Raw genomic sequence first — 19,249 nt, forward strand, 5'->3', positions numbered from 1 at the left:
CGCCTGATGGCGACCGACTAACTGCCGGCCGGCCTGCAAGTCAGGCCCGGCCGCGGCGAAAACGGGTGGTGAGCCGGCGCGCCTACTGCGGCTGCGGCGGCGGATACGTGACGTCGAGGATGGTCAGCTGCTCCACGCCCGAAGGGGTCTGCAGCACCACCTCATCCCCTTCGCGCGCCTTGGTCAGCGCCCGCGCCACGGGCGAAATCCAGCTGATGCGCCCCTTGAGCGGATCGAGCTCGTCGATGCCGACGATGGTCACCGTATGTTCTTCGCCGCGCTGGTTTTCGTAATGCACCGTGGCCCCGAAGAAGATCTGGTCGCTGCCGTGATGCACCGAGGGATCGACCACCTCGGCATTGTCCAGCCGCTTGGTGAGGAAGCGGATACGCCGGTCGATCTCGCGCAGGCGCTTCTTGCCGTAGAGATAGTCGCCGTTCTCGGAGCGGTCGCCATTGGAGGCGGCCCAGGAGACTACACGCACCACCTCCGGCCGCTCTTCGTCGATCAGGTGCAGCAGCTCATCCTTGATGCGCTGATGGCCCTGGGGTGTCATGTAGTTCTTGGCCCCGGCGGGGATGGCCGGCAAGGCGATCTCGTCATCGTCGTCGGCGCCGTCGGATTCTTTTACAAATGCCTTGTTCATGTGCGAATGGATGGGTATGCAGGTTCGTTCTTATTGTAGCCGCATGCGTGCGCTCGCAACGGTACAGTTGGGGCGATTAATCCTTGCATCAGTGTGCGGGCCGTATGCCCGGCGCAAGACCCTGCCCGGCAACGGCAAGGCTCGCCCTTTGGCCCGCACTCGGCGATAATCTGCCTTCCCGCCTGGTCACAGGCTTACCACTCCACTGCTCCCGCGACCTCATGTCCTCCATCGCCCCTCGCTATCGTATCGGTCTCATCGCCAACCGCGCCCATCAGGACGCTGCCGATTCTGCCCTGGTGCAGTTGCTCACCGGTTCAGGCCATCGCATCGAAAGCCTGCAACCCGAACTGATCGTGGTCGGCCGCACGCTCGACGCCATCGCCCAGATGAACCTGCTGCCCGGCTACCCGCATCTGGTGCGCTTCCCCTACGGTAGGCAAGGTGGCCTGATGAAGCTGGTCTCGCGCACGGTCGATCCCGACCCCGAGCGCACGCTGGACGCCGTGATCTATCTGGTCGACCCGGTCGATCCCTCCTCCACCTTCCCCGAGGCGGTGGCCCTGAAGCGCCAGTGCGTCATCCATGGCAAGCCCTTCCTGTCGACGCTGGCCGGCGCCCAGGAATGGTTCGAACTGGAAGCCATCGCCAACGGCGCCGCGCCGGACGGCTTCCTGGATGACCGCTTCCTCCTGGAGCAGGAAGGCATCGCCCTGATCGCCCACGACGCCATGAAGTCGCGCATGCTGGAACTGGCCGAGAAGCACTTCGAGGTGCTGGACCGCTTCGCCTTCCGCTGCGCCACCGGCACCACCGGCGGCCTGCTCAATGAGCTGGCCATGAAGATCAAGGGAGACGCCGGCCGCAACTGGGTGCGCCCCTTCCTGTCCGGCCCGCTGGGCGGCGACGCGCAGATTGCCGAACTGATCCTGGAGCGTCAGTGCCGTCGCGTGCTGTTCCTGGAAGATCCGCATGTGGCGCGCCAGCACGAAGCCGACATCCAGTTGCTGGAACGGGCCGCCCGCACCGTGACCGGCTATGCCTCCTGCATGAGCGATGTCAAATGGGGCGACCGCTGGCTGTCCCTGATCAAGGCGCGCGCACTCTGAAGTCCGCATGACCGCATCCCCACCGCCGCCCCACTCCGTGCCTCCGCAGCGCCCGGGGCGCTGGCGCCGCCGGCTGCTGGCGCCGCTGATCTATACCGCGGCCCTGCTGCTGATGCTGGAAGAATGGCTATGGGACGCCACCCAGGCGCTGCTGGCGCGCATTCCCGACTGGCCCTGGCTGGTGCGGCTGCAACACTGGGTAGAACGGCGCCCGCCCTATGTGGCGCTGCTGATCTTCCTGGCACCTACCCTGCTGCTGCTGCCGGTCAAGCTGCTGGCGCTGCTCTCGATCACGCACGGGCATCCGACGCTGGGCCTGGCCATCGTGCTCGCGGCCAAGGTATTGGGGACCGCGCTGGTCGCCCGCATCTATGCCCTGACGCGCCGCAGCCTGCTGTCGCTGGCCTGGTTCCAGCGCTACCACGATCAGTTGCTCGCGGTGAAGGCCAGGCTGACCGCGCAGCTGCAGGCCACTGCAGGCTGGCAACAGGCAAAGCGGCTAGTACAGTTGTGCAGACAGCGTGTGGCAGATGTGAAGTCGTTTGTGCGGGCGCGCATGGCCCGCTCGCCACGTTCCCCGCTGGCACGCCTGATGCGCCTGCTGCGCAAGCTGGTGGCCCGCATGCGCAGCCGCTAGTGTTGAAAATCGTTGCAGAGAACGCTGCAAAAAGTCGAGCGCAAATGAAACAAGGCCGCCGTAGCAGCCTTGTTTGCAGATTCATCGCCACCCGGGCCGGGCAGCATCAGTCGTCATCATCGTCATCGATGTAGCCGTCCGGCGGCGGCGACATCTGCATCGTGGCATGCTGGCCGATGTTGTTGTTGGAAATGCTGTTGCCCCACTCGAAGGCATGCTTTTCAGCGGCGAAGAAATCATCGGCCGACAGCTGCAGTTCATCCAGCAGATGCTGCATCTCGGCCTGGTCCGGCGCCCGTTGCTCGGTGCACTCCACCAGACGCAAGGCCAGGCCGTAGAAGCCGCTGCGACGCAGCAGCGCCTCCCGGATCTCGGTACTGACGGTGATCTGGCGCAGCACCGTTTCCATGCTCATCCCGAACAGTGCATCGACCAGCGACATGATGCCCACCGTGAACGCCATCTCCGACATCTTGCGGCGCCCCGGGCGAATCTTCACCGTAATGAGCTCCAGCATCTTGCCGCGCGTGGCCGCCAGGATCATCAGCGGCGACATGGCGTGGGCACGGTCCTTCTCGGTATTGGCGAAGAGCAGGATCTGCAGCCAGCGCTTCAACTGCCGGCGACCCAGCACGATCAGGGCCTGGCCCAGCGAATCGATGAACTTCTGGAAGCCGTACACCGGGGTATTGACCAGCCTCAGCAGGGTCAGGCTCAGCGCCACGTCACGCTTGATGAAGCGCACGATCTCGGCATTGTCGACATTGCGCACCAGCAGCGTGAGCAGGTGCATGATGATCATCTTCGAGGCCTCCAGCTTCTTGCCCTGGAGGATCATCGGCTTGGCGAAGTAATAGCCCTGGAAGTAATCGAAGCCGAAGGTCATGCAGTCATTGAACTGCTGCAGGGTCTCGACCTTCTCGGCCAGCAGCTCCTTCTGGGCGCGCTTGAAGTGCACCGACAGCTTGAGCAGCTTGCTGGGATCGACTTCCATCACGTCGATCTTGATGATCTTCACCAGCGGCAGCAGTTCTTCGATCTCTTCCGACTCGGCCACCACGTCATCCAGCGCGAACACATAACCGGCCTTGGTCAGCTCGCGCACGCGCGCCACCAGTTCCGGTGTCACACGTACCGTCTCCAGGATTTCCAGTACCACCTTGTCGGAGGGCAGGAAATAGATGAAGTCGCTCATCAGCACGGCCGCATCGACATTGATGAAGCCATGCAGGTTACCGATCACATTGGACAAGCCCAGCTCGGAAGCGTGGGCAATCACCGCCGCCGTCGCCGTCACGTCATCCTTGACGTTGGCCGGACCAAAGGCCGCACTGCGAAACAGCAGTTCGTAGCCGATCAGGTCCTGCTCGCGGCTCAGGATGGGCTGGCGGGCCAGGAAGAAATCCAGGGCGTGATGAGGGTGTTGCGCGTGCGGGGGCAAGGCGGATGGGTCGGCGGACTGGTCTGACATGGTTGTTCTTTTACTAATCCCTCGCGTTGCAATTCTTGACGTGTGGCAATCTCACTATTGTAAGCCGATTTCTCACGATATCGGCGACAGCGAGACTACCCTCGACGACAAAATCACAAATATTCACAACGCCAGGAGCCCCCGTCATCAGAGTTCTCCTGACTCCAGGACATATTCCGCGCTGTCATCCACGCCCAGCACCTCGATCAGGTAGGGCATGACTTCCTTCAGCGTGGCTTCCAGCGTCCACGGCGGATTGAGGATGAACATGCCGCTGTTATGCAGGCCAAAGCCATCCGGTGCCGGGCCGTGGATGGCCAGCGTGACATTGAGCCAGCTCTTGGCACCCAGGCGCTTCAAGCGCTCGGGCAACTGGCGCGATTCATTGCGATGCAGGACCGGATACCACACGGCATAGGTGCCACCCGGAAAACGCGTGAGCGCATCCGTGAGCACCTGGGCAACGTGGCTGTAGTCACGCTTGTCTTCATAGGGCGGGTCGATCAGCACCAGGGCACGACGCGAGGGCGGCGGCAACAGCGCCTTCAGGGCGTCGAAGCCATCGCCCCGATGCACCATCACGCGCTTGCCGCGCGCTGCCGGGCGCTGGCCCTGGGCGGCGGCATGCGCCTCCAGCTTGCGGAAATTATCCGTCAGCACCTTCACTTCGCTGGGATGCAATTCGAACAGGCGCAAGCGGTCCTGCTCGCGCATGATCTTCTCGGCGCAATAGGGAGAACCGGGGTAATAGCGCATCTTGCCGCTCGGGTTGAGCGACTTGACCACATCGACGTATTCCTGCACCGCCGCTGGCAGGTCCTTGCGGTCCCACAGCTTGGCGATGCCGGTTTCGTATTCGGCGTTCTTGCTGGCGTAATCTCCATCCAGCGCGTAGACGCCCGCGCCGGCATGGGTGTCGATGACCATGTAGGCAGTTTCTTTCTGCCCGAGATAGCGCATCAACTGGATGATCACCATGTGCTTCAGGACATCGGCGTGGTTGCCGGCGTGAAAAGCGTGGCGATAACTCAGCATGGAAAATTCACTTCTTGGATGGGGTTGATAGCGGGTGGCGGCACGGACCGACGCGGGTCACTGGGTGGGCCACCGAAAAGAGGAAAAGCTCATGCATTTTATCAAGGATACGTGAGCAGTTGTCGGACTAATCCGGCATTGTTACAAAGAAGACATGCCCGCAGCGCCGGGTGATGCGGCCCGGCCGCTGGCCGCGGCGCCGGTCCGGGATGCGAGTCCGGCACCCCGGCAGTGCGCGCAACGCCTCTAGTTACCGGCCCGGTCCAGCCGGAAATACGCATCCAACAAGGAGGTCTTGAACACCACCCCCAGCAGGCGCGGGTCTTCGGCGCTGGCGATCACCGGCAGGCGCTCACCCTGATGGTCAAGGAACAGTTGCAAGGCCTCGCCCAGGGACATGTCGGGCGTCACCTCGTGCAGAAAATGCGGCCGCAGGAAATCGCGAGCTACCCGGCCGGCAGCTTCCTTCTTGTCCAGCAGCCAGGAAGTGATGTCCTGCAACGCCACCACCCCAAGGTAACGCTGCTGGTCGTCCACGATGTAGACATACTTCACCGGGTATTTCAGGAACAGGGCGCTGATCTCTTCCAGGCTGGCCTGTTCCTGCAGCACGGTCTCGGCCGGCCGGATCAGAGCACGCATGTGGGTGCCGCGCAGACGCAGGCGTTCTTCGTTGTCGCGATGGCGTTTCAGTGTGATCTCGTACATCGAGCGCCCGTCCGTGCTGCGCGCGACCACATAGGCGACCACGCAGGACAGCATCAGCGGCAGCACCACCTGGTAGCTCAAGGTCATCTCGAAGATCATCAGGATCGCCATCAGCGGCGCATAGGACGCCGCCGCCAGGAAAGCGCCCATGCCCACCATTGCATAGGCGAACGGTTGCGACATGTGGAACGGCAGCAAAGCCTGGGCCGTATCGCCGAACAGGTAGCCGACCGCCGCCCCCACGAAGAGCGTGGGCGTGAAGATCCCCCCGACCGCCCCCGAGCCGACTGTAATGGCCGTGGCCAGGACCTTGATCACCAGCACCGTCAACACCGCCTGCCACAGCCAGGTCGTATGCAGCAACGAATTGACCAGGCTGTAGCCATTGCCCCAGACCTCGGGCACCTCGATGGAAATGAGCCCGACCAGCAGCCCGCCCACGCCCAGCCGCACCGGCAGTGGCAGGCGGAACTTGCCGAAGCCCTGCTTGCCCAGCTCCAGCACGCGCAGGAACTGCGGCGCCAGGATGCCGGCCAGTACGCCCAGCACCAGGAACAGCAGCACTTCCCAGCCGCCGATCTCGGGGAAGTACGGCATTTCGTAGGCCGCCCGGTAACCCGGCAATTCGCGCATGGTGATGTTGGCCACCACGGAGGCCACTACCACCGGGCCGAAGCTCTCCATGACCAGCGAACCGAGCACGATCTCGGTGATGAAGAAGGCCCCGGCGATGGGTGCGTTGTAGGCCGAGGTGATGCCGGCCGCCGCCCCGCAGGCCACCAGCAGGCGCAAGCGGGAAGAAGGAAAGTGCGAGAACTTGCCCACCAGCGACGCGCACAGCGCCGACAACTGCACCATCGGACCTTCGCGGCCGATGGAGCCGCCGGAAGCAATCGACGCCAGCGAGGAGATGCTGCGCAAGAGCGTATTACGCACCGGAATGGCGCCATCACCGATGGCCACCGCCTCCATGTAGTCACCGCCATTGCCGGCCGGGGTGCGCTTGGCCCAGACCAGGAACAGGCCGGCAATCACGCCGCCACAGGTCGGCAGCAGGATGCGCACATGCCAGGGCAAGCCCTTGGCGATGTCGACGAAGCTTCCGTCATGTCCGGTCAGCCAGATCTGCAGCAGCGCGATGCATTCGCGAAAGGCGATGGTGGCCAGGGCGCCGACAAAACCGGCCAGCGCGCCCCACAGCAGCATGGAATGGCTTTCGGACACACGACAGGCATTCAGTACCCGCAGCCGGTACTTGATCCAGAGTTCATGCATGGTCGCTGCCCTGTCCTTGCCTCTGGTCTTCAGCTCCTTGCTCGTCGGCCGGCCGCATCAACGCCTGCAACTGGCGCAATTCGCCCGCAATGCTGGCCGCCGCCTTCTTCTGCATGCGGCGGTAGCGTGCCAGCACCTCCTGCCCCAGCTCGGTCACCGCCGCACCACCGCCACGGGCGCCGCCGGTCGCAGTGGCCACCAGCGGGCTGGCGAAGCAGCGGTTCATTTCCTCCACCAGCAGCCAGGCACGCCGATAGGACATGTCCATCTCCCGGGCCGCGCCGGAGATCGATCCGGTCTGTGCGATCGCCTGCAGCAGATCGGCCTTGCCCGGCCCGAAGGCAATGGTCTGGCCCTGCATCACGCGCACTCTCAAGGTCTTGGCATCATTCATGCGCGTGATTGTACAAGGGCCTTGTACGTGCGGCCAATGCAGAGCGGGCGATTGACGTTCGTTATATCCTTACGTATATTTCGCCACTCACCCGCCCTGCTCCCTTGTTCTCGTTTCCAGGATTGCCGATGCTGAAGAAAACCCGTCTCAAGGCCGCCATCGGTGCCGCCTTCGCCGCCACGCTGGTGTTCTCCGCCGGCGCCGCCCAGGCCACCGATCTCGTGGTCTCGGCCGCCGCCAGCCTGACCAATGCCTTCAAGGAGCTGGCTCAGTCCTTCGAACAACAGCATCCTGGTGTGAAGGTCGTCAGCAACTTCGGTGCCTCGGACGTCCTGATGCAACAGATTGTGCGCGGCGCTCCGGCTGACGTATTTGCCTCCGCCGACCAGACCGCCATGGACAAGGCGGTGGCGGAAAAGGCCGTCAACCCGGCCACCCGCAAGAACTTCGCCGCCAACCAGATCGTGGTCATCGTGCCGCATGACGCCCGGCACCAGCCGGCCACGCTGGCCGACCTGACCCGTCCGGACTATCAGCGCATCGCCCTCGGCAACCCGGCATCGGTGCCCTTCGGCCGCTACACCAAGGGCGCGCTGGAACAGGCCGGCCTGTGGTCGCAGGTCCAGGCCAAGGGGGTGATGGCCGAGAACGTGCGCACCAGCCTGGATTACGTGGCCCGTGGCGAAGTCGATGCCGGCTTCGTCTTCGCCACCGATGCAGCAGTGATGCCGGACAAGGTCAAGGTCGCCATCCGCATTCCCTCAAACACGCCGGCCACCTATCCCATCGCCATCACCTCCGGCAGCCGGCAACAGGAACTGGCCGCGCAGTTCGTGGCCTACGTGCTCTCGCCGAACGGGCAGGCCGTCCTGGCGCGCTACGGCTTCCTGAAGCCCTGAACCCCAAGGTCGCCTGATGCATCCGGTCTGGACACCGTTGCTGCTATCGCTAAAGGTCGCGGGACTGGCAACCCTGCTCAATCTGGTCCTGGGCGTGGCCGCCGCCTACGGCCTGTCGCGCTGGCGCTCGCCGCTGCGTGACTTCATCGATTCGGTCCTGACCCTGCCCCTGGTGCTGCCGCCTACCGTATTGGGCTATTACCTGCTGGTCTTGTTCGGCCGCCGTGGCACCTTCGGCGCCTGGCTGGAGAGCCTGGGCATCCAACTGGTCTTCACCTGGCAAGGCGCGGTACTGGCCTCCACCGTGGTGGCCTTCCCGCTGGTATTGAAAGCGGCCCGGGCCGCCTTCGAGAGCGTGGACCATCAACTGGAAAACGCGGCCCGCGTGCTGGGCGTCTCCGAGGCCGGCGTGTTCTTTCGCGTCAGCCTGCCGCTGGCTACGCGCGGCATCACCGCTGGCGTGCTGCTGGCATTTGCCCGCGCCCTCGGTGAATTCGGCGCCACCCTGATGGTGGCGGGCAACCTGCCGGGCCGCACGCAGACCCTGTCGGTGGCCATCTATGAGGCGGTACAGGCCGGCGACGACGGCGCGGCCACCTTGCTGGTGGTGATTACCTCGATCACTTGCGTGGTGCTGCTGATGCTGGCCGGACGACTGGTACCAGACCGCTCGCAGCTGCAGATTCGCTAGACTGTCGCGGTTGATCCCTTTTACTTGCCCCTGCCTGCCGTGAGCATCGACCTCCAGATCCAGAAACAACTGCGTGCCGCTGATCGTGTCTTCGAGCTCGATATCGCCCTGGCTTCCGACAGCCAGCGCATCGTGCTCTACGGTCCCTCCGGCTCGGGCAAGAGCCTCACCCTCAAGGCCATCGCCGGCCTGATGCGTCCCGACAGCGGCCATATCCGCGTGCATGGCCGGGTGCTGTTCGACGCCGCGCAAGGTATCGACCTGCGCGTGCAGGAGCGCAACGTGGCCTACCTGTTCCAGGACTACGCCCTCTTCCCGCACCTGACGGTGGCGCAGAACATCGCCTTCGGCCTGACCCGGGGCAGCTTCAACACACGCCGCCCGGCCCAGCACCCGGCCGTGATGAAGTGGTTGCAGGCCTTCGAGCTGGAAGCCATCGCCCACAGCCATCCGGCTCAGATCTCCGGCGGCCAGCGCCAGCGGGTGGCCCTGGCGCGCGCCCTGGTGGCCGAGCCCGACATGCTGTTGCTGGACGAGCCCTTCTCGGCCCTGGACTTGTCCCTGCGCCAGCGCATGCGCCAGGAACTGGCCGACCTGCAGACCCGCCTGCAGGTGCCGATGCTGCTGATCACCCACGACCCGGCCGATGTCGAGGCCCTGGGCCAGACGGTCTTCGAGCTACGCGACGGCCGCTTGCGGGCGGCCTGACGCCTCCCGGGACAGCCCAGACTACAGACGAAAACTACGGACGAAACTACAGACGAAAAAAAACCGCACCCTTTTGAGGTACGGTCGCAAGTTCGGGGGATCACCCCGCCAGCCCGCGCAAGGATGCGGGCCGGCGCTACATCACACATTCACACTCAAACCATTGCACGCGCGGATCAGGCCGCCTTCTTGGCCTTGTCATCGAAGAATTGTTCATCTTCGGTCGAACCATGCAGCGCAGTGGTGGACGACTGACCCTGCTGGATCGCCTGGGTCACCGCGTCAAAGTAACCGGTGCCGACTTCGCGCTGGTGCTTGACCGCAGTGAAGCCCTTGGAGGCGGCGGCGAATTCGGCTTCCTGCAACTCCACGAAGGCCGACATCTGGTTGCGGGCATAGCCGTGGGCCAGGTTGAACATCGAGTAGTTCAGCGCATGGAAACCGGCCAGCGTGATGAACTGGAACTTGTAGCCCATGGCGCCCAGCTCGCGCTGGAACTTGGCGATGGTGGCGTCGTCCAGGTTCTTCTTCCAGTTGAAGGACGGCGAGCAGTTGTAGGCCAGCAGCTTGCCCGGGAACTTGGCGTGGATGGCTTCGGCGAAAGTCTTGGCGAAGGCCAGGTCGGGCTTGCCGGTTTCGCACCAGACCATATCGGCGTATTCCGCATAGGCCAGGCCACGCGAGATCGCCTGGTCGATGCCCGGGTGGGTCTTGAAGAAGCCTTCGACAGTGCGCTCGCCGGAGAGGAAGGCCTTGTCGTTGGCGTCCACGTCCGAGGTCAAGAGGTCAGCCGCCTCGGCATCGGTACGGGCGATCACCAGGGTACGGGTACCCATCACGTCAGCCGCCAGGCGTGCTGCATTGAGCTTTTCGCAGGCTTCGCGGGTCGGCACCAGCACCTTGCCGCCCATGTGACCACACTTCTTCACCGAAGCCAGCTGGTCCTCGAAGTGCACGCCGGCCGCACCGGCCTCGATCATCGACTTCATCAGTTCGAAGGCATTCAACACGCCGCCGAAACCGGCTTCCGCATCGGCCACGATGGGCGCGAAAAAGTCGATGTCGTCACGGCCTTCGGACCACTGGATCTGGTCGGCGCGGGCGAAGGTATTGTTGATGCGCTTGACCACCATCGGCACCGAGTTGGCCGGATACAGGGACTGGTCGGGATACATTTCACCGGCCAGGTTGGCGTCGCCGGCCACTTGCCAGCCGGACAGGTAGATCGCCTTCAGGCCGGCCTTGACCTGCTGCATGGCCTGATTGCCGGTCAGTGCGCCCAGGGCGTTGACGAAGGGCTCGTTGTGCACCAGGTTCCACAGCTTCTCGGCACCGCGCTTGGCCAGGGTGTGCTCGATCTGCAGCGAACCACGCAGGCGGACCACATCGGCGGCGCTGTAGTTGCGCTTGATGCCCTTCCAGCGCGGGTTCTCTGCCCAGTCGCGTTCCAGGGCCTGGATTTGCTGTTCACGTGTGCTCATGTGGATCTCCTTTTGGTCAATGATGAAGTGGCTAGAAACTGGATGAAATCGCGAATTCCATGACTTCATAGTAGGCCTGCGGGAGCAGAGCAACAATGTCTTATATAAGATATCTGTAAAATTTTTATACCAATAAATTCAATGACTTATGATCACGATTTTGCGATGCGGAACGAAAATCCGACCAATGAAAAGGCCATTTGATGCAGCGCACCCGCACTTTTCATATTGCGAAATGAAGATTTCGTATCGTAAAAACGGGGCGATGTGAAACCTCTTGCGCCCTCATCGTTCATATCCACATCACCCGCACCTGTCCTCTCTGGTTGTTTAAACAATCAAGAAGGCAGAGAATAAGCACCTAACTCATGAAACGGCGATATCACGCCGCCCTGTCTACATGCATTACGCCCTGGACATTCGCACCTTCCTCTTCAGTCATTATTTCTATACGGGTGTGCGGATCGCGATCGGGGTGGTCGGCCTGACCCTGCTGGTGTTCAACGTGGCCGACATGCCCACCACCATGACGGTCTTCCTGGGTGCGCTGTGTACCAGCCTGATGGACCTGCCCAGCCCGCTGCGCCACAAGTTCAACGAAATGCTGGCCGGCGTGCTGCTCTGTACGGTGGTGATGCTGGTCATCAGCCTGTGCGCCCCGGTGCCCTGGCTGGTCAGCGCGATGATGGTGGTGGTGAGCTTCTTCGCCAGCATGATGGTGGTCTATGGCAAGAAGACCATGCCGCTGCAGTTCGCCGCGCTCATGGTGATGACCCTGTCGATGGAAAACCAGGTGCCGATCTCGGACGCCTTCCTGCATGCCGTGCTGTTCCTGGGTGGCGGGCTGGGCTACCTGGCCTATTCGATGACGGTGTCATGGTTCCTGCGCCGCCGCATCAAGCAGCAGGTGCTGGCCGAGGCGCTGTTCGAACTGGCACGCTACCTGCGCATCAAGGCCGACTTCTACGACGTCAAGCATGACCTGGCGGGCCAGTTCAACAAGCTGGTGCGCCAGCAGATCGTGGTGGCCGACAAGCAGCAGGCTTCGCGTGACCTGATCCTGCGCGACCTGTACACCAAGCAGGATGGCCTGCTGGTGCAGGTACACCTGTCCATGCTGGAGCTCTACGAGCAGGTGCTCTCCACCCACGCCGACTACGCCTTCCTGCGCCAGCACTTCGGCGACAGCGATGTCATGGTCTTCCTGCGCGATCTGGCCACCAAGGCCGCCCAGGACATCGAATCGATCGCCTACGCGGTCACCCGCAAGAAGGCCTCCGAGCCGAGCGTTAACTACAAGGCCGAGCTGCGCGCGGTGCAGTTCGAGATGCAGGAGCTGGCCCTGCCCGGTCCCCGGCAGGCCTCCGAAGAAGCCCTGACCATCCTGCGCGTGACCTACAACAAGATCCGCGACATCATCGAACTGATCAGCCAGGTGCACCAGGCCACCCGCAATCCGGTGGACCCGCTGCCCATCCTGCCGGGCTCGGACATGACCCCCTTCCTGACCCAGCAGAAGTTCAAGTTCAACATGCTGCTGGTGAACCTGCGCTGGCAGTCACCGATCTTCCGCTTCGCCATCCGGGTCGCACTGGCCGTGACCACGGGCCTTTGGATCGCCAGCCACCTGCCCTACATGGCGCACGGCTACTGGATCGTGCTGACCATCGTCATCATCCTCAAACCCAACTTCAGTGCCACCAAGCAGCGCATGGCAGACCGCCTGATCGGCACCGTCATCGGCTGCCTGATCACCATGCTGATCCTGCGCTTCGTGCACAATCCGCTGGGCCAGCTGGCGGTGCTGTTCGCGGCCAGCGTGGCGGCACCGGCCTTCACCTACATCAAGTATCGCTATACCGCCATCGCCGCCTCGGTACAGATCCTGATGCTGCTGAACCTGCTGGTGCCGGCCGGTCACCAGGGCGTGATCGGCGAACGCCTGATCGACACCATCATCGGCGTGCTCATCGCCACCGTGTTCTCCTATGTGCTGCCGGCCTGGGAATACCGCGACCTGCCCAAGCTGCTGCGCAACGTGCTCAAGGCCAGCCAGCGCTACCTGACCGCCAGCCGCGACATGCTCGAAGGGAAGGTGCAGGACGATTTCTTCTATCGGGTCTGTCGCAAGGGCTTCATGGACAGCCTGGCGGCCCTGATCTCGGCGCTGGTGCGCATGATGGACGAGCCGGCCACCAAGCAACGGGCGGTACGCGAACTGAACCGCTTCATCGTGCAGAACTACCTGGTGGCGGCGCATATCGCAGCGCTGCGCCTGATGCTGCGGCGCCAGCAGGAAAATCTGCCGCAGGCCGCCATCAGCAAGCTCATCGAAGACACCTACCTGGAGGCCAGCGAACACCTGGCCGAAGCGCAGCGCCTGCTGGCGCCCAAGCCGAGAAAGCGCGGCGGCGCCGTGGTGGTCTCGCCGGAAGCACCGGAAGACAAGGCCCTGTCGGGCAAGATCGAGCTGATCGGACCGGTCACGCCGGCACCCATTCCGGCCGAGGCCAGCGCCTGGTCGGGCTGGGCAAACCTGCGTCGCCGCAGTCACCAGCTCAATCAGGACCTCAAGGAAATCGTGGCGCAGACGGCGGCCATCGACAAGGAATTGCGCAAGGTACCGGACTGACGCCCTGAACGTCATCCAGGTCCCGCACAAGACAAAAGCCCGCATCTGCGGGCTTTTGTCCAGGTAGTGTCTACGAGTACGTCGGGAGGATGCAGCGTCTGGATGAGCCCGTTCAGAGCGCCGTGCGCGCCACCAGCACGCCGTCCGCATCGGCATAGATCCAGTCGCCCGGATAGACCGCTACGCCGGCGATGCCGACCTTGATGTCGGCATCCCCTGCTCCCTTGCGGAAGCTGCGTTGGGGGTGGGTGGCCAGGGCGCGGATGCCGACGTCGCAGGCATTGAGTTCAGCCGCGTCGCGCACACAACCATTGACCAGGATGCCAGCCCAGCCATTGTCCTGCGCCAGTTGCGCCAGGTTGCCACCCACCAGTGCGCAGCGCAGGCTGCCACCGCCGTCGACCACCAGCACCTGGCCATTGCCCGGCGTCTCCAGCGTGGCGCGGACCAGCACGTTGTCCTCGAACACCTTCAGGGTCCTGGCCGGACCGCTGAAGGCCTGCCTGCGCCCGAAGGAGGCAAAGATGGGAGGCAGTACATGCAGGGTGCCGCTGGCCAGCTTGTCTTCATTGGCATCGCACAGGTCGCAGGTGGCAAAGGACATCAAGGTCTCCTCATGGTCTGAATGGGCGGGGCCGGAATGGCCTCGGGGACGGGCCTATACCGACAGGATGCGGTGCAGGCGCTTCTGATCGAACATACGAGAATCGGCCACCCGCAGCAAGGTTTCCACATCCAGGCCATCGACCGGATAGAGCGATACGCCCACCGACGCATCCACCGTGTACTGCTGGCCATCACGCCCCTCGATGGGCTTGTTGACGGCGTGGCGGATCTTGTCGGCGATGCTGCGGGCCACTTCGATGTCGGTCACGCCATGCAGGTAGACCACGAATTCGTCGCCGCCGAAACGCGCCACCGAATCATCATGCCGCAAGCTGTGCTGCAGTCGTTCGGCAATGGCGATCAAGACCTTGTCGCCTTCGTCGTGGCCATACTCGTCGTTGACGGCCTTGAAGCGGTCCAGGTCGATGAAAAGCAAGGCGAAATGCAGCGGATTGGCTTCGGAGCTGTTGCGGCGACGGAAGTCGATCTGCGCGATCAGGGAATCACGGTTCAACACATTGGTGAGGCGGTCAGTGCGCAGGTTGCGCTCCATTTCCACGAAACTCAGCGCCAGTTGGCCGATCTCGTCGTTGCGATCGATGTTGAGCGCGGGGAACGGGCTGCCATTGCCGATGCTCTTGGCCGCCAGCGTGAGCTTGCGGATGTCGCGCAGCACCCAGCGCAGCAGCAGGAAACCGATCACGAAGGTCAGGCACACCGCCAGCAGACCCAGCAGCAGGGTCTGGTAGACGCCGCTGGTGACCGAACCCAGGAAGTCCGAGCGCGGCGCAGCGCTGATGGCCAGCCAGTCCAGCCCGGCCTGGTCATGGTGCAGGCGGAAGGCCACTTCGATCTTGCTGCCCTCGCTGCGCGAGCCCAGCAGCACCAGCCGGCCCGGCGCGGGGTTGTGGATGCTCAGGTAGCGCTGCACTTCCTCGAAGGCCTGCTGCACCAGCGGCGACTTGCTGTGTCCGGCATTCAGACGCAACAGGTCCGAGCCCTGGTCGTTGGACTGGTAGATCGACTCATCCAGCGAAGTGGCCACCATGTCGCCCTTGAGCTCGGTCACGAAGGCCGCGCCATGCGGGCTCAGGGGAAGGTTGCGCAACAGGGTGGAGAGCTGCTGCAGGCCAATGCTGCTGTTGGCCACGCCCAGCAGCGTGCCGTCGGTATCGAAGATGGGCTTGGACAGGTTGATGCCCACCACATTGGGCTGGCGGTAATCGGCGTACACCGGCGACCAGGTCTCGCGCCCCTGCTGGACCGCCTGCACATACCAGGGCCGCTTGCGCGGTTCGTAGTCCTGCACGGCGGTGAGCTTCATCTCGGTGCCCGGACCGCGCAGGTAATAGACGTAGTTCTTCTCGCCCGGCTCGCGCACGCTGTACATGAAGACGTTGATCTGCTCCTGCTTGATGCCCAGGAAGCTGCCGTCAACACCACCGAAATAGACGTAGCTGGGTTCGTCGAACAGCGAATTGGCCAGCCAGAGCCGCTCTTCGAGCTCTTTGCGGGTCTTGGGAAAGGGCAGCGTCGCCGCCTGCTGGCCCGCCTCCGCCGGCGGCACCGGGGGCGGCGCCACCACGTTCAGGCTTTCGCGTGCGCCCATGGTCTGGCGGTCGATGCCCTGGGAGACCCGACCCATCACTTCGGTCAAGGCATTGCGTGCCAACACCTCGGTGGCATCGTCGCCGGCGCGATACAGGAACCAGCCGATGGTCAGCACCAGGCAGACCATGAGGAAAATGAACGGCAGGATGAATAGCCGCTGCAGAGACGATTGCTTCAGAATCGCCCCCATGTGCTCTTGCTGCCTTGACCGCGTGTTCCCGATATGACCATGAATTCCTTGCTGCCGGGCAAGCAAAACCCTTCCCGGCGATTGCAGATGAGGCCGTGGCCTCGATCGATGGCGCACCTGTTTTTGTCGTGTGGCGCACTCCCCTTGATGAAGGTAAATATCACATTTTGCGCCCTCTTGGTGAGCGTTTTTTGCAATGCGGCGAAAGAAAAAGCAGTGACCGATCCGCCCAGGAAGCGCGCTGGACGTGGAGTGTAGCAAAAGCACCAACTAAATTAAATGTATTACAACTTTCGGGAACGGATGTGCAGTAGCGTGCCGATGAAGTGAATCAAATCGTCCGCCCGGATGCATAAAAAAGCGGCGGGACATGAAGACATGTTCCCGCCGCTACTAGACTTCCTGCCCTTCCTGCACCGGTCAACACGACGGCAGATCGGCGCCCTACCGCCGGCCTCCCTGCCGCCCTTGCTCCCGGGCAGTTACTTGCTGAACGCCAGTTGGCCGTTCTCCACATCCACATGCACCACGTCCTTGGGACCGAACCTGCCGGCCAGGATTTCCTTGGACAGCGGATTCTCGATCTCCTGCTGGATGGCACGCTTGAGCGGCCGAGCACCATAGACCGGATCGAAACCGGCTTCGGCGATCTTTTGCAGGCCGGCTTCGCTGATCTGCAGTCCGATTTCCAGCTTGGCCAGACGCTGCTCCAGGATGCGCAGCTGGATCTTGGCAATGGCGCCGATGTTCTTGGCGTCCAGCGCGTGGAAGACCACGATCTCGTCCACCCGGTTGATGAACTCCGGACGGAAGTGCGTGCGCACCTCGGCCATCACGGCCAGCTTCACCAGCGCCGGGTCGCTGTCTTCCATGCTCTGGATACGGTGCGAACCCAGGTTGGAGGTCATCACGATCACGGTGTTCTTGAAGTCCACGGTACGGCCCTGGCCATCGGTCATGCGACCGTCGTCCAGCACCTGCAGCAGCACGTTGAAGACATCCGGGTGCGCCTTCTCGATTTCGTCGAGCAGGATCACGCTGTAGGGCTTGCGCCGCACCGCTTCGGTCAGGTAGCCGCCTTCTTCATAGCCGACATAACCCGGCGGCGCGCCGATCAGACGGGCCACGGAATGCTTCTCCATGAACTCGCTCATGTCGATGCGGATCATCGCCTCCTCGGTATCGAACAGGTAGGACGCCAGCGCCTTGCACAGCTCGGTCTTGCCCACGCCGGTGGGGCCCAGGAACATGAAGGAACCGTAAGGCTTGCTGGGATCTCCCAGGCCGGCACGCGAACGACGGATGGCGTCGGAAACGGCCACGATGGCTTCTTCCTGGCCCACCACGCGTTCATGCAGCACGTCTTCCATGTGCAGCAGTTTTTCACGTTCGCCCTGCATCATGCGCGACACCGGGATACCGGTGGCGCGGGCTACGATCTCGGCAATTTCCTCGGCACCCACCTGGGTGCGCACCAGCTTGGGCTTCTCGGTGGTGGCACCGGCCGCGTCCTTCTTGTTCTGCACTTCCAGCGCGGCTTCCAGCTCGGCCAGCTTGCCGTACTTCAGCTCCGAGACCTTCTGCCAGTCGCTCTTGCGGGTGGCCTCTTCCATCTGCAGGCGCACCTTCTCGATTTCTTCCTTCAACTGCTGACCACCCTGGGCGGTCGACTTCTCGGCCTTCCAGATTTCTTCCAGGTCGGCGTACTCGCGCTCCAGCTTTTCGATTTCTTCCTCGATCAGCTGCAGGCGCTTCTGCGAAGCCTCGTCCTTTTCACGCTTGACGGCTTCACGCTCGATCTTCAGCTGGATCAGGCGACGGTCGAGCTTGTCCATCACTTCCGGCTTGGAATCGATTTCGATCTTGATCTTCGAGGCGGCCTCGTCGATCAGGTCGATGGCCTTGTCCGGCAGGAAGCGGTCGGTGATATAGCGGTGCGACAGCTCGGCCGCAGCCACGATGGCCGGGTCGGTGATATCGACGCCATGGTGCACCTCGTACTTCTCCTGCAACCCGCGCAGGATGGCGATGGTGGCTTCCACGCTGGGCTCATCCACCAGGATCTTCTGGAAGCGGCGCTCCAGGGCGGCGTCCTTCTCGATGTACTGGCGGTACTCATCCAGCGTGGTGGCACCCACGCAATGCAGCTCGCCACGCGCCAGGGCCGGCTTCAACATGTTGCCGGCATCCATGGCGCCTTCGGCCTTGCCGGCGCCCACCATGGTGTGCAGCTCATCGATGAAGACGATGGTCTGGCCTTCATCCTGGGCGATTTCCTTCAAGACCGCCTTCAGGCGCTCCTCGAATTCACCGCGATACTTGGCACCAGCCAGCAGGGCCGCCATGTCCAGCGACAGTACGCGCTTGGACTTCAGGCTGTCCGGCACTTCGCCGTTGACGATGCGCTGGGCCAGGCCTTCGACGATGGCGGTCTTGCCCACGCCCGGTTCGCCGATGAGCACGGGGTTGTTCTTGCTGCGCCGTTGCAGCACCTGGATGGCGCGGCGGATTTCGTCGTCGCGGCCGATCACCGGATCAAGCTTGCCGGCACGGGCACGCTCGGTCAGGTCCAGGGTGTATTTCTTGAGGGCTTCACGCTGGCCTTCGTCCTGCTGCGAGGACACCGAAGCGCCGCCGCGCACGGCCTGGATGGCCGCTTCCAGCGACTTGCGGGTGAGGCCGTTGTCACGGGCGGCGCGACCGGCGTCGGACTTGTCGTCGGCCAGGCCCAGCAGCACCATTTCGCTGGCGACGAACTGGTCGCCATGCTTTTGCGCTTCCTTGTCGGCCAGGTTCAGCAGGGCCACCAGTTCGCGCCCGACCTGCACTTCGCCGCCGTTGCCGGAGACTTGCGGCAGGCGCTTCACGGCCGCCTGCAAGGCGGTATTCAGGCCGTTCACGTTCACGCCGGCACGCTGCAGCAGCGAGCGTGCACCACCGTCATCCTGGCCCAGCAAGGCCAGGATCAGGTGAACGGGTTCGATGTATTGATTGTCGTGGCCGACTGCCTGGGATTGCGCATCGGCCAGCGCTTCCTGCAATTTTGTGGTGAGTTTGTCGAGACGCATGGTTCGCTCCAATTTTTCAATGAGATGAAAGTTGGGCCTGCGCTTTGATTTTCAAGCAATGATCATGCCGCCTGTTTTGATCTGCATC

The 19,249-nt window shown here is 63.1% G+C and carries 16 protein-coding genes; 7 read left to right on the plus strand and 9 right to left on the minus strand.

Going from position 1 to position 19,249, the window contains the following annotated elements:
- Positions 1-82: 82 nt before the first annotated feature.
- Complete coding sequence (gene greB / locus ACEOAC_RS14680) at positions 83-646, minus strand: transcription elongation factor GreB (protein WP_006462595.1); 564 nt, start codon at positions 644-646, stop codon at positions 83-85.
- Between the two features lie 221 nt (positions 647-867).
- On the opposite strand from greB, the gene ACEOAC_RS14685 reads away from it, so the two are divergent.
- Together ACEOAC_RS14685 and ACEOAC_RS14690 are read left to right on the plus strand one after the other, a co-directional pair.
- Complete coding sequence (locus ACEOAC_RS14685; protein ID WP_413444728.1) at positions 868-1,755, plus strand: methylglyoxal synthase; 888 nt, start codon at positions 868-870, stop codon at positions 1,753-1,755.
- A 7-nt stretch (positions 1,756-1,762) separates the two neighbouring features.
- Positions 1,763-2,392, plus strand: a complete 630-nt coding sequence (locus ACEOAC_RS14690; RefSeq protein WP_077237088.1) for a hypothetical protein — start codon at positions 1,763-1,765, stop codon at positions 2,390-2,392.
- Positions 2,393-2,498: 106 nt separating this feature from the next.
- Here the strand turns inward: ACEOAC_RS14690 and ACEOAC_RS14695 are convergent, their stop codons facing one another.
- The 4 genes from ACEOAC_RS14695 to ACEOAC_RS14710 form a co-directional block, all read right to left on the minus strand.
- Complete coding sequence (locus ACEOAC_RS14695; protein WP_006462598.1) at positions 2,499-3,863, minus strand: EAL and HDOD domain-containing protein; 1,365 nt, start codon at positions 3,861-3,863, stop codon at positions 2,499-2,501.
- A gap of 147 nt (positions 3,864-4,010) precedes the next feature.
- Positions 4,011-4,898 (minus strand): 23S rRNA (adenine(2030)-N(6))-methyltransferase RlmJ, encoded by an 888-nt coding sequence (locus ACEOAC_RS14700; RefSeq protein ID WP_006462599.1) that lies wholly within the window; start codon positions 4,896-4,898, stop codon positions 4,011-4,013.
- Positions 4,899-5,144: 246 nt separating this feature from the next.
- The gene (locus ACEOAC_RS14705; protein ID WP_006462600.1) at positions 5,145-6,881 is read right to left on the minus strand and encodes a ClcB-like voltage-gated chloride channel protein; all 1,737 of its coding nucleotides are present in this window, start codon (positions 6,879-6,881) and stop codon (positions 5,145-5,147) included.
- Entirely contained in the window at positions 6,874-7,275 is a 402-nt protein-coding gene (locus tag ACEOAC_RS14710; RefSeq protein ID WP_234296461.1) for a winged helix-turn-helix domain-containing protein, read from the minus strand. Before ACEOAC_RS14710 ends, ACEOAC_RS14705 begins: the two co-directional genes overlap by 8 nt.
- 128 nt (positions 7,276-7,403) lie before the next feature.
- On the opposite strand from ACEOAC_RS14710, the gene modA reads away from it, so the two are divergent.
- The 3 genes from modA to ACEOAC_RS14725 are packed head-to-tail and all read left to right on the plus strand — an operon-like array spanning position 7,404 to position 9,573.
- Positions 7,404-8,174, plus strand: a complete 771-nt coding sequence (gene modA / locus ACEOAC_RS14715) for a molybdate ABC transporter substrate-binding protein (RefSeq protein ID WP_241812632.1) — start codon at positions 7,404-7,406, stop codon at positions 8,172-8,174.
- Between the two features lie 16 nt (positions 8,175-8,190).
- Entirely contained in the window at positions 8,191-8,865 is a 675-nt protein-coding gene (modB, locus tag ACEOAC_RS14720; protein ID WP_006462603.1) for a molybdate ABC transporter permease subunit, read from the plus strand.
- Between the two features lie 39 nt (positions 8,866-8,904).
- Complete coding sequence (locus ACEOAC_RS14725) at positions 8,905-9,573, plus strand: sulfate/molybdate ABC transporter ATP-binding protein (protein WP_077237256.1); 669 nt, start codon at positions 8,905-8,907, stop codon at positions 9,571-9,573.
- Between the two features lie 176 nt (positions 9,574-9,749).
- Here ACEOAC_RS14725 and aceA read toward each other — a convergent pair whose 3' ends face one another.
- On the minus strand, positions 9,750-11,054 hold the full coding sequence (aceA, locus tag ACEOAC_RS14730) for an isocitrate lyase (protein WP_006462605.1): 1,305 nt from the start codon (positions 11,052-11,054) through the stop codon (positions 9,750-9,752).
- Positions 11,055-11,454: 400 nt separating this feature from the next.
- Between aceA and ACEOAC_RS14735 the strand changes: the two genes are divergently transcribed.
- Positions 11,455-13,686, plus strand: coding sequence for an FUSC family membrane protein (locus tag ACEOAC_RS14735; RefSeq protein ID WP_241812634.1), 2,232 nt, complete (start codon positions 11,455-11,457; stop codon positions 13,684-13,686).
- A gap of 112 nt (positions 13,687-13,798) precedes the next feature.
- Here ACEOAC_RS14735 and rraA read toward each other — a convergent pair whose 3' ends face one another.
- Both rraA and ACEOAC_RS14745 read right to left on the minus strand, forming a co-directional pair.
- Positions 13,799-14,290 carry a ribonuclease E activity regulator RraA gene (gene rraA / locus ACEOAC_RS14740; protein ID WP_234296455.1) on the minus strand — a complete coding sequence of 164 codons (492 nt, stop codon included), beginning with the start codon at positions 14,288-14,290 and terminating at the stop codon, positions 13,799-13,801.
- A 54-nt stretch (positions 14,291-14,344) separates the two neighbouring features.
- Entirely contained in the window at positions 14,345-16,093 is a 1,749-nt protein-coding gene (locus ACEOAC_RS14745; protein WP_413628430.1) for a diguanylate cyclase, read from the minus strand.
- A gap of 95 nt (positions 16,094-16,188) precedes the next feature.
- Between ACEOAC_RS14745 and ACEOAC_RS14750 the strand changes: the two genes are divergently transcribed.
- A complete protein-coding gene (locus ACEOAC_RS14750; RefSeq protein WP_413445416.1) occupies positions 16,189-16,407 on the plus strand; it encodes a hypothetical protein in 219 nt (72 codons plus the stop codon).
- Positions 16,408-16,575: 168 nt separating this feature from the next.
- Here ACEOAC_RS14750 and clpB read toward each other — a convergent pair whose 3' ends face one another.
- Positions 16,576-19,161, minus strand: a complete 2,586-nt coding sequence (clpB, locus tag ACEOAC_RS14755) for an ATP-dependent chaperone ClpB (RefSeq protein WP_413445417.1) — start codon at positions 19,159-19,161, stop codon at positions 16,576-16,578.
- Positions 19,162-19,249 lie beyond the last annotated feature (88 nt).

Origin of the sequence: Herbaspirillum frisingense (assembly GCF_047325095.1) — a bacterium.
GTDB lineage: Bacteria > Pseudomonadota > Gammaproteobacteria > Burkholderiales > Burkholderiaceae_D > Herbaspirillum > Herbaspirillum frisingense.

Bases quoted from the DNA above. Each gene is read 5' to 3' on its own strand.
- ACEOAC_RS14695 (WP_006462598.1), bottom strand. From the start codon at position 3,863: ATGTCAGACCAGTCCGCCGACCCATCCGCCTTGCCCCCGCACGCGCAA.
- aceA (WP_006462605.1), bottom strand. From the start codon at position 11,054: ATGAGCACACGTGAACAGCAAATCCAGGCCCTGGAACGCGACTGGGCA.
- clpB (WP_413445417.1), bottom strand. From the start codon at position 19,161: ATGCGTCTCGACAAACTCACCACAAAATTGCAGGAAGCGCTGGCCGAT.
- ACEOAC_RS14685 (WP_413444728.1), top strand. From the start codon at position 868: ATGTCCTCCATCGCCCCTCGCTATCGTATCGGTCTCATCGCCAACCGC.
- ACEOAC_RS14705 (WP_006462600.1), bottom strand. From the start codon at position 6,881: ATGCATGAACTCTGGATCAAGTACCGGCTGCGGGTACTGAATGCCTGT.
- modA (WP_241812632.1), top strand. From the start codon at position 7,404: ATGCTGAAGAAAACCCGTCTCAAGGCCGCCATCGGTGCCGCCTTCGCC.
- ACEOAC_RS14700 (WP_006462599.1), bottom strand. From the start codon at position 4,898: ATGCTGAGTTATCGCCACGCTTTTCACGCCGGCAACCACGCCGATGTC.
- modB (WP_006462603.1), top strand. From the start codon at position 8,191: ATGCATCCGGTCTGGACACCGTTGCTGCTATCGCTAAAGGTCGCGGGA.
- greB (WP_006462595.1), bottom strand. From the start codon at position 646: ATGAACAAGGCATTTGTAAAAGAATCCGACGGCGCCGACGACGATGAC.
- ACEOAC_RS14690 (WP_077237088.1), top strand. From the start codon at position 1,763: ATGACCGCATCCCCACCGCCGCCCCACTCCGTGCCTCCGCAGCGCCCG.
- ACEOAC_RS14710 (WP_234296461.1), bottom strand. From the start codon at position 7,275: ATGAATGATGCCAAGACCTTGAGAGTGCGCGTGATGCAGGGCCAGACC.
- rraA (WP_234296455.1), bottom strand. From the start codon at position 14,290: ATGTCCTTTGCCACCTGCGACCTGTGCGATGCCAATGAAGACAAGCTG.
- ACEOAC_RS14735 (WP_241812634.1), top strand. From the start codon at position 11,455: ATGCATTACGCCCTGGACATTCGCACCTTCCTCTTCAGTCATTATTTC.
- ACEOAC_RS14745 (WP_413628430.1), bottom strand. From the start codon at position 16,093: ATGGGGGCGATTCTGAAGCAATCGTCTCTGCAGCGGCTATTCATCCTG.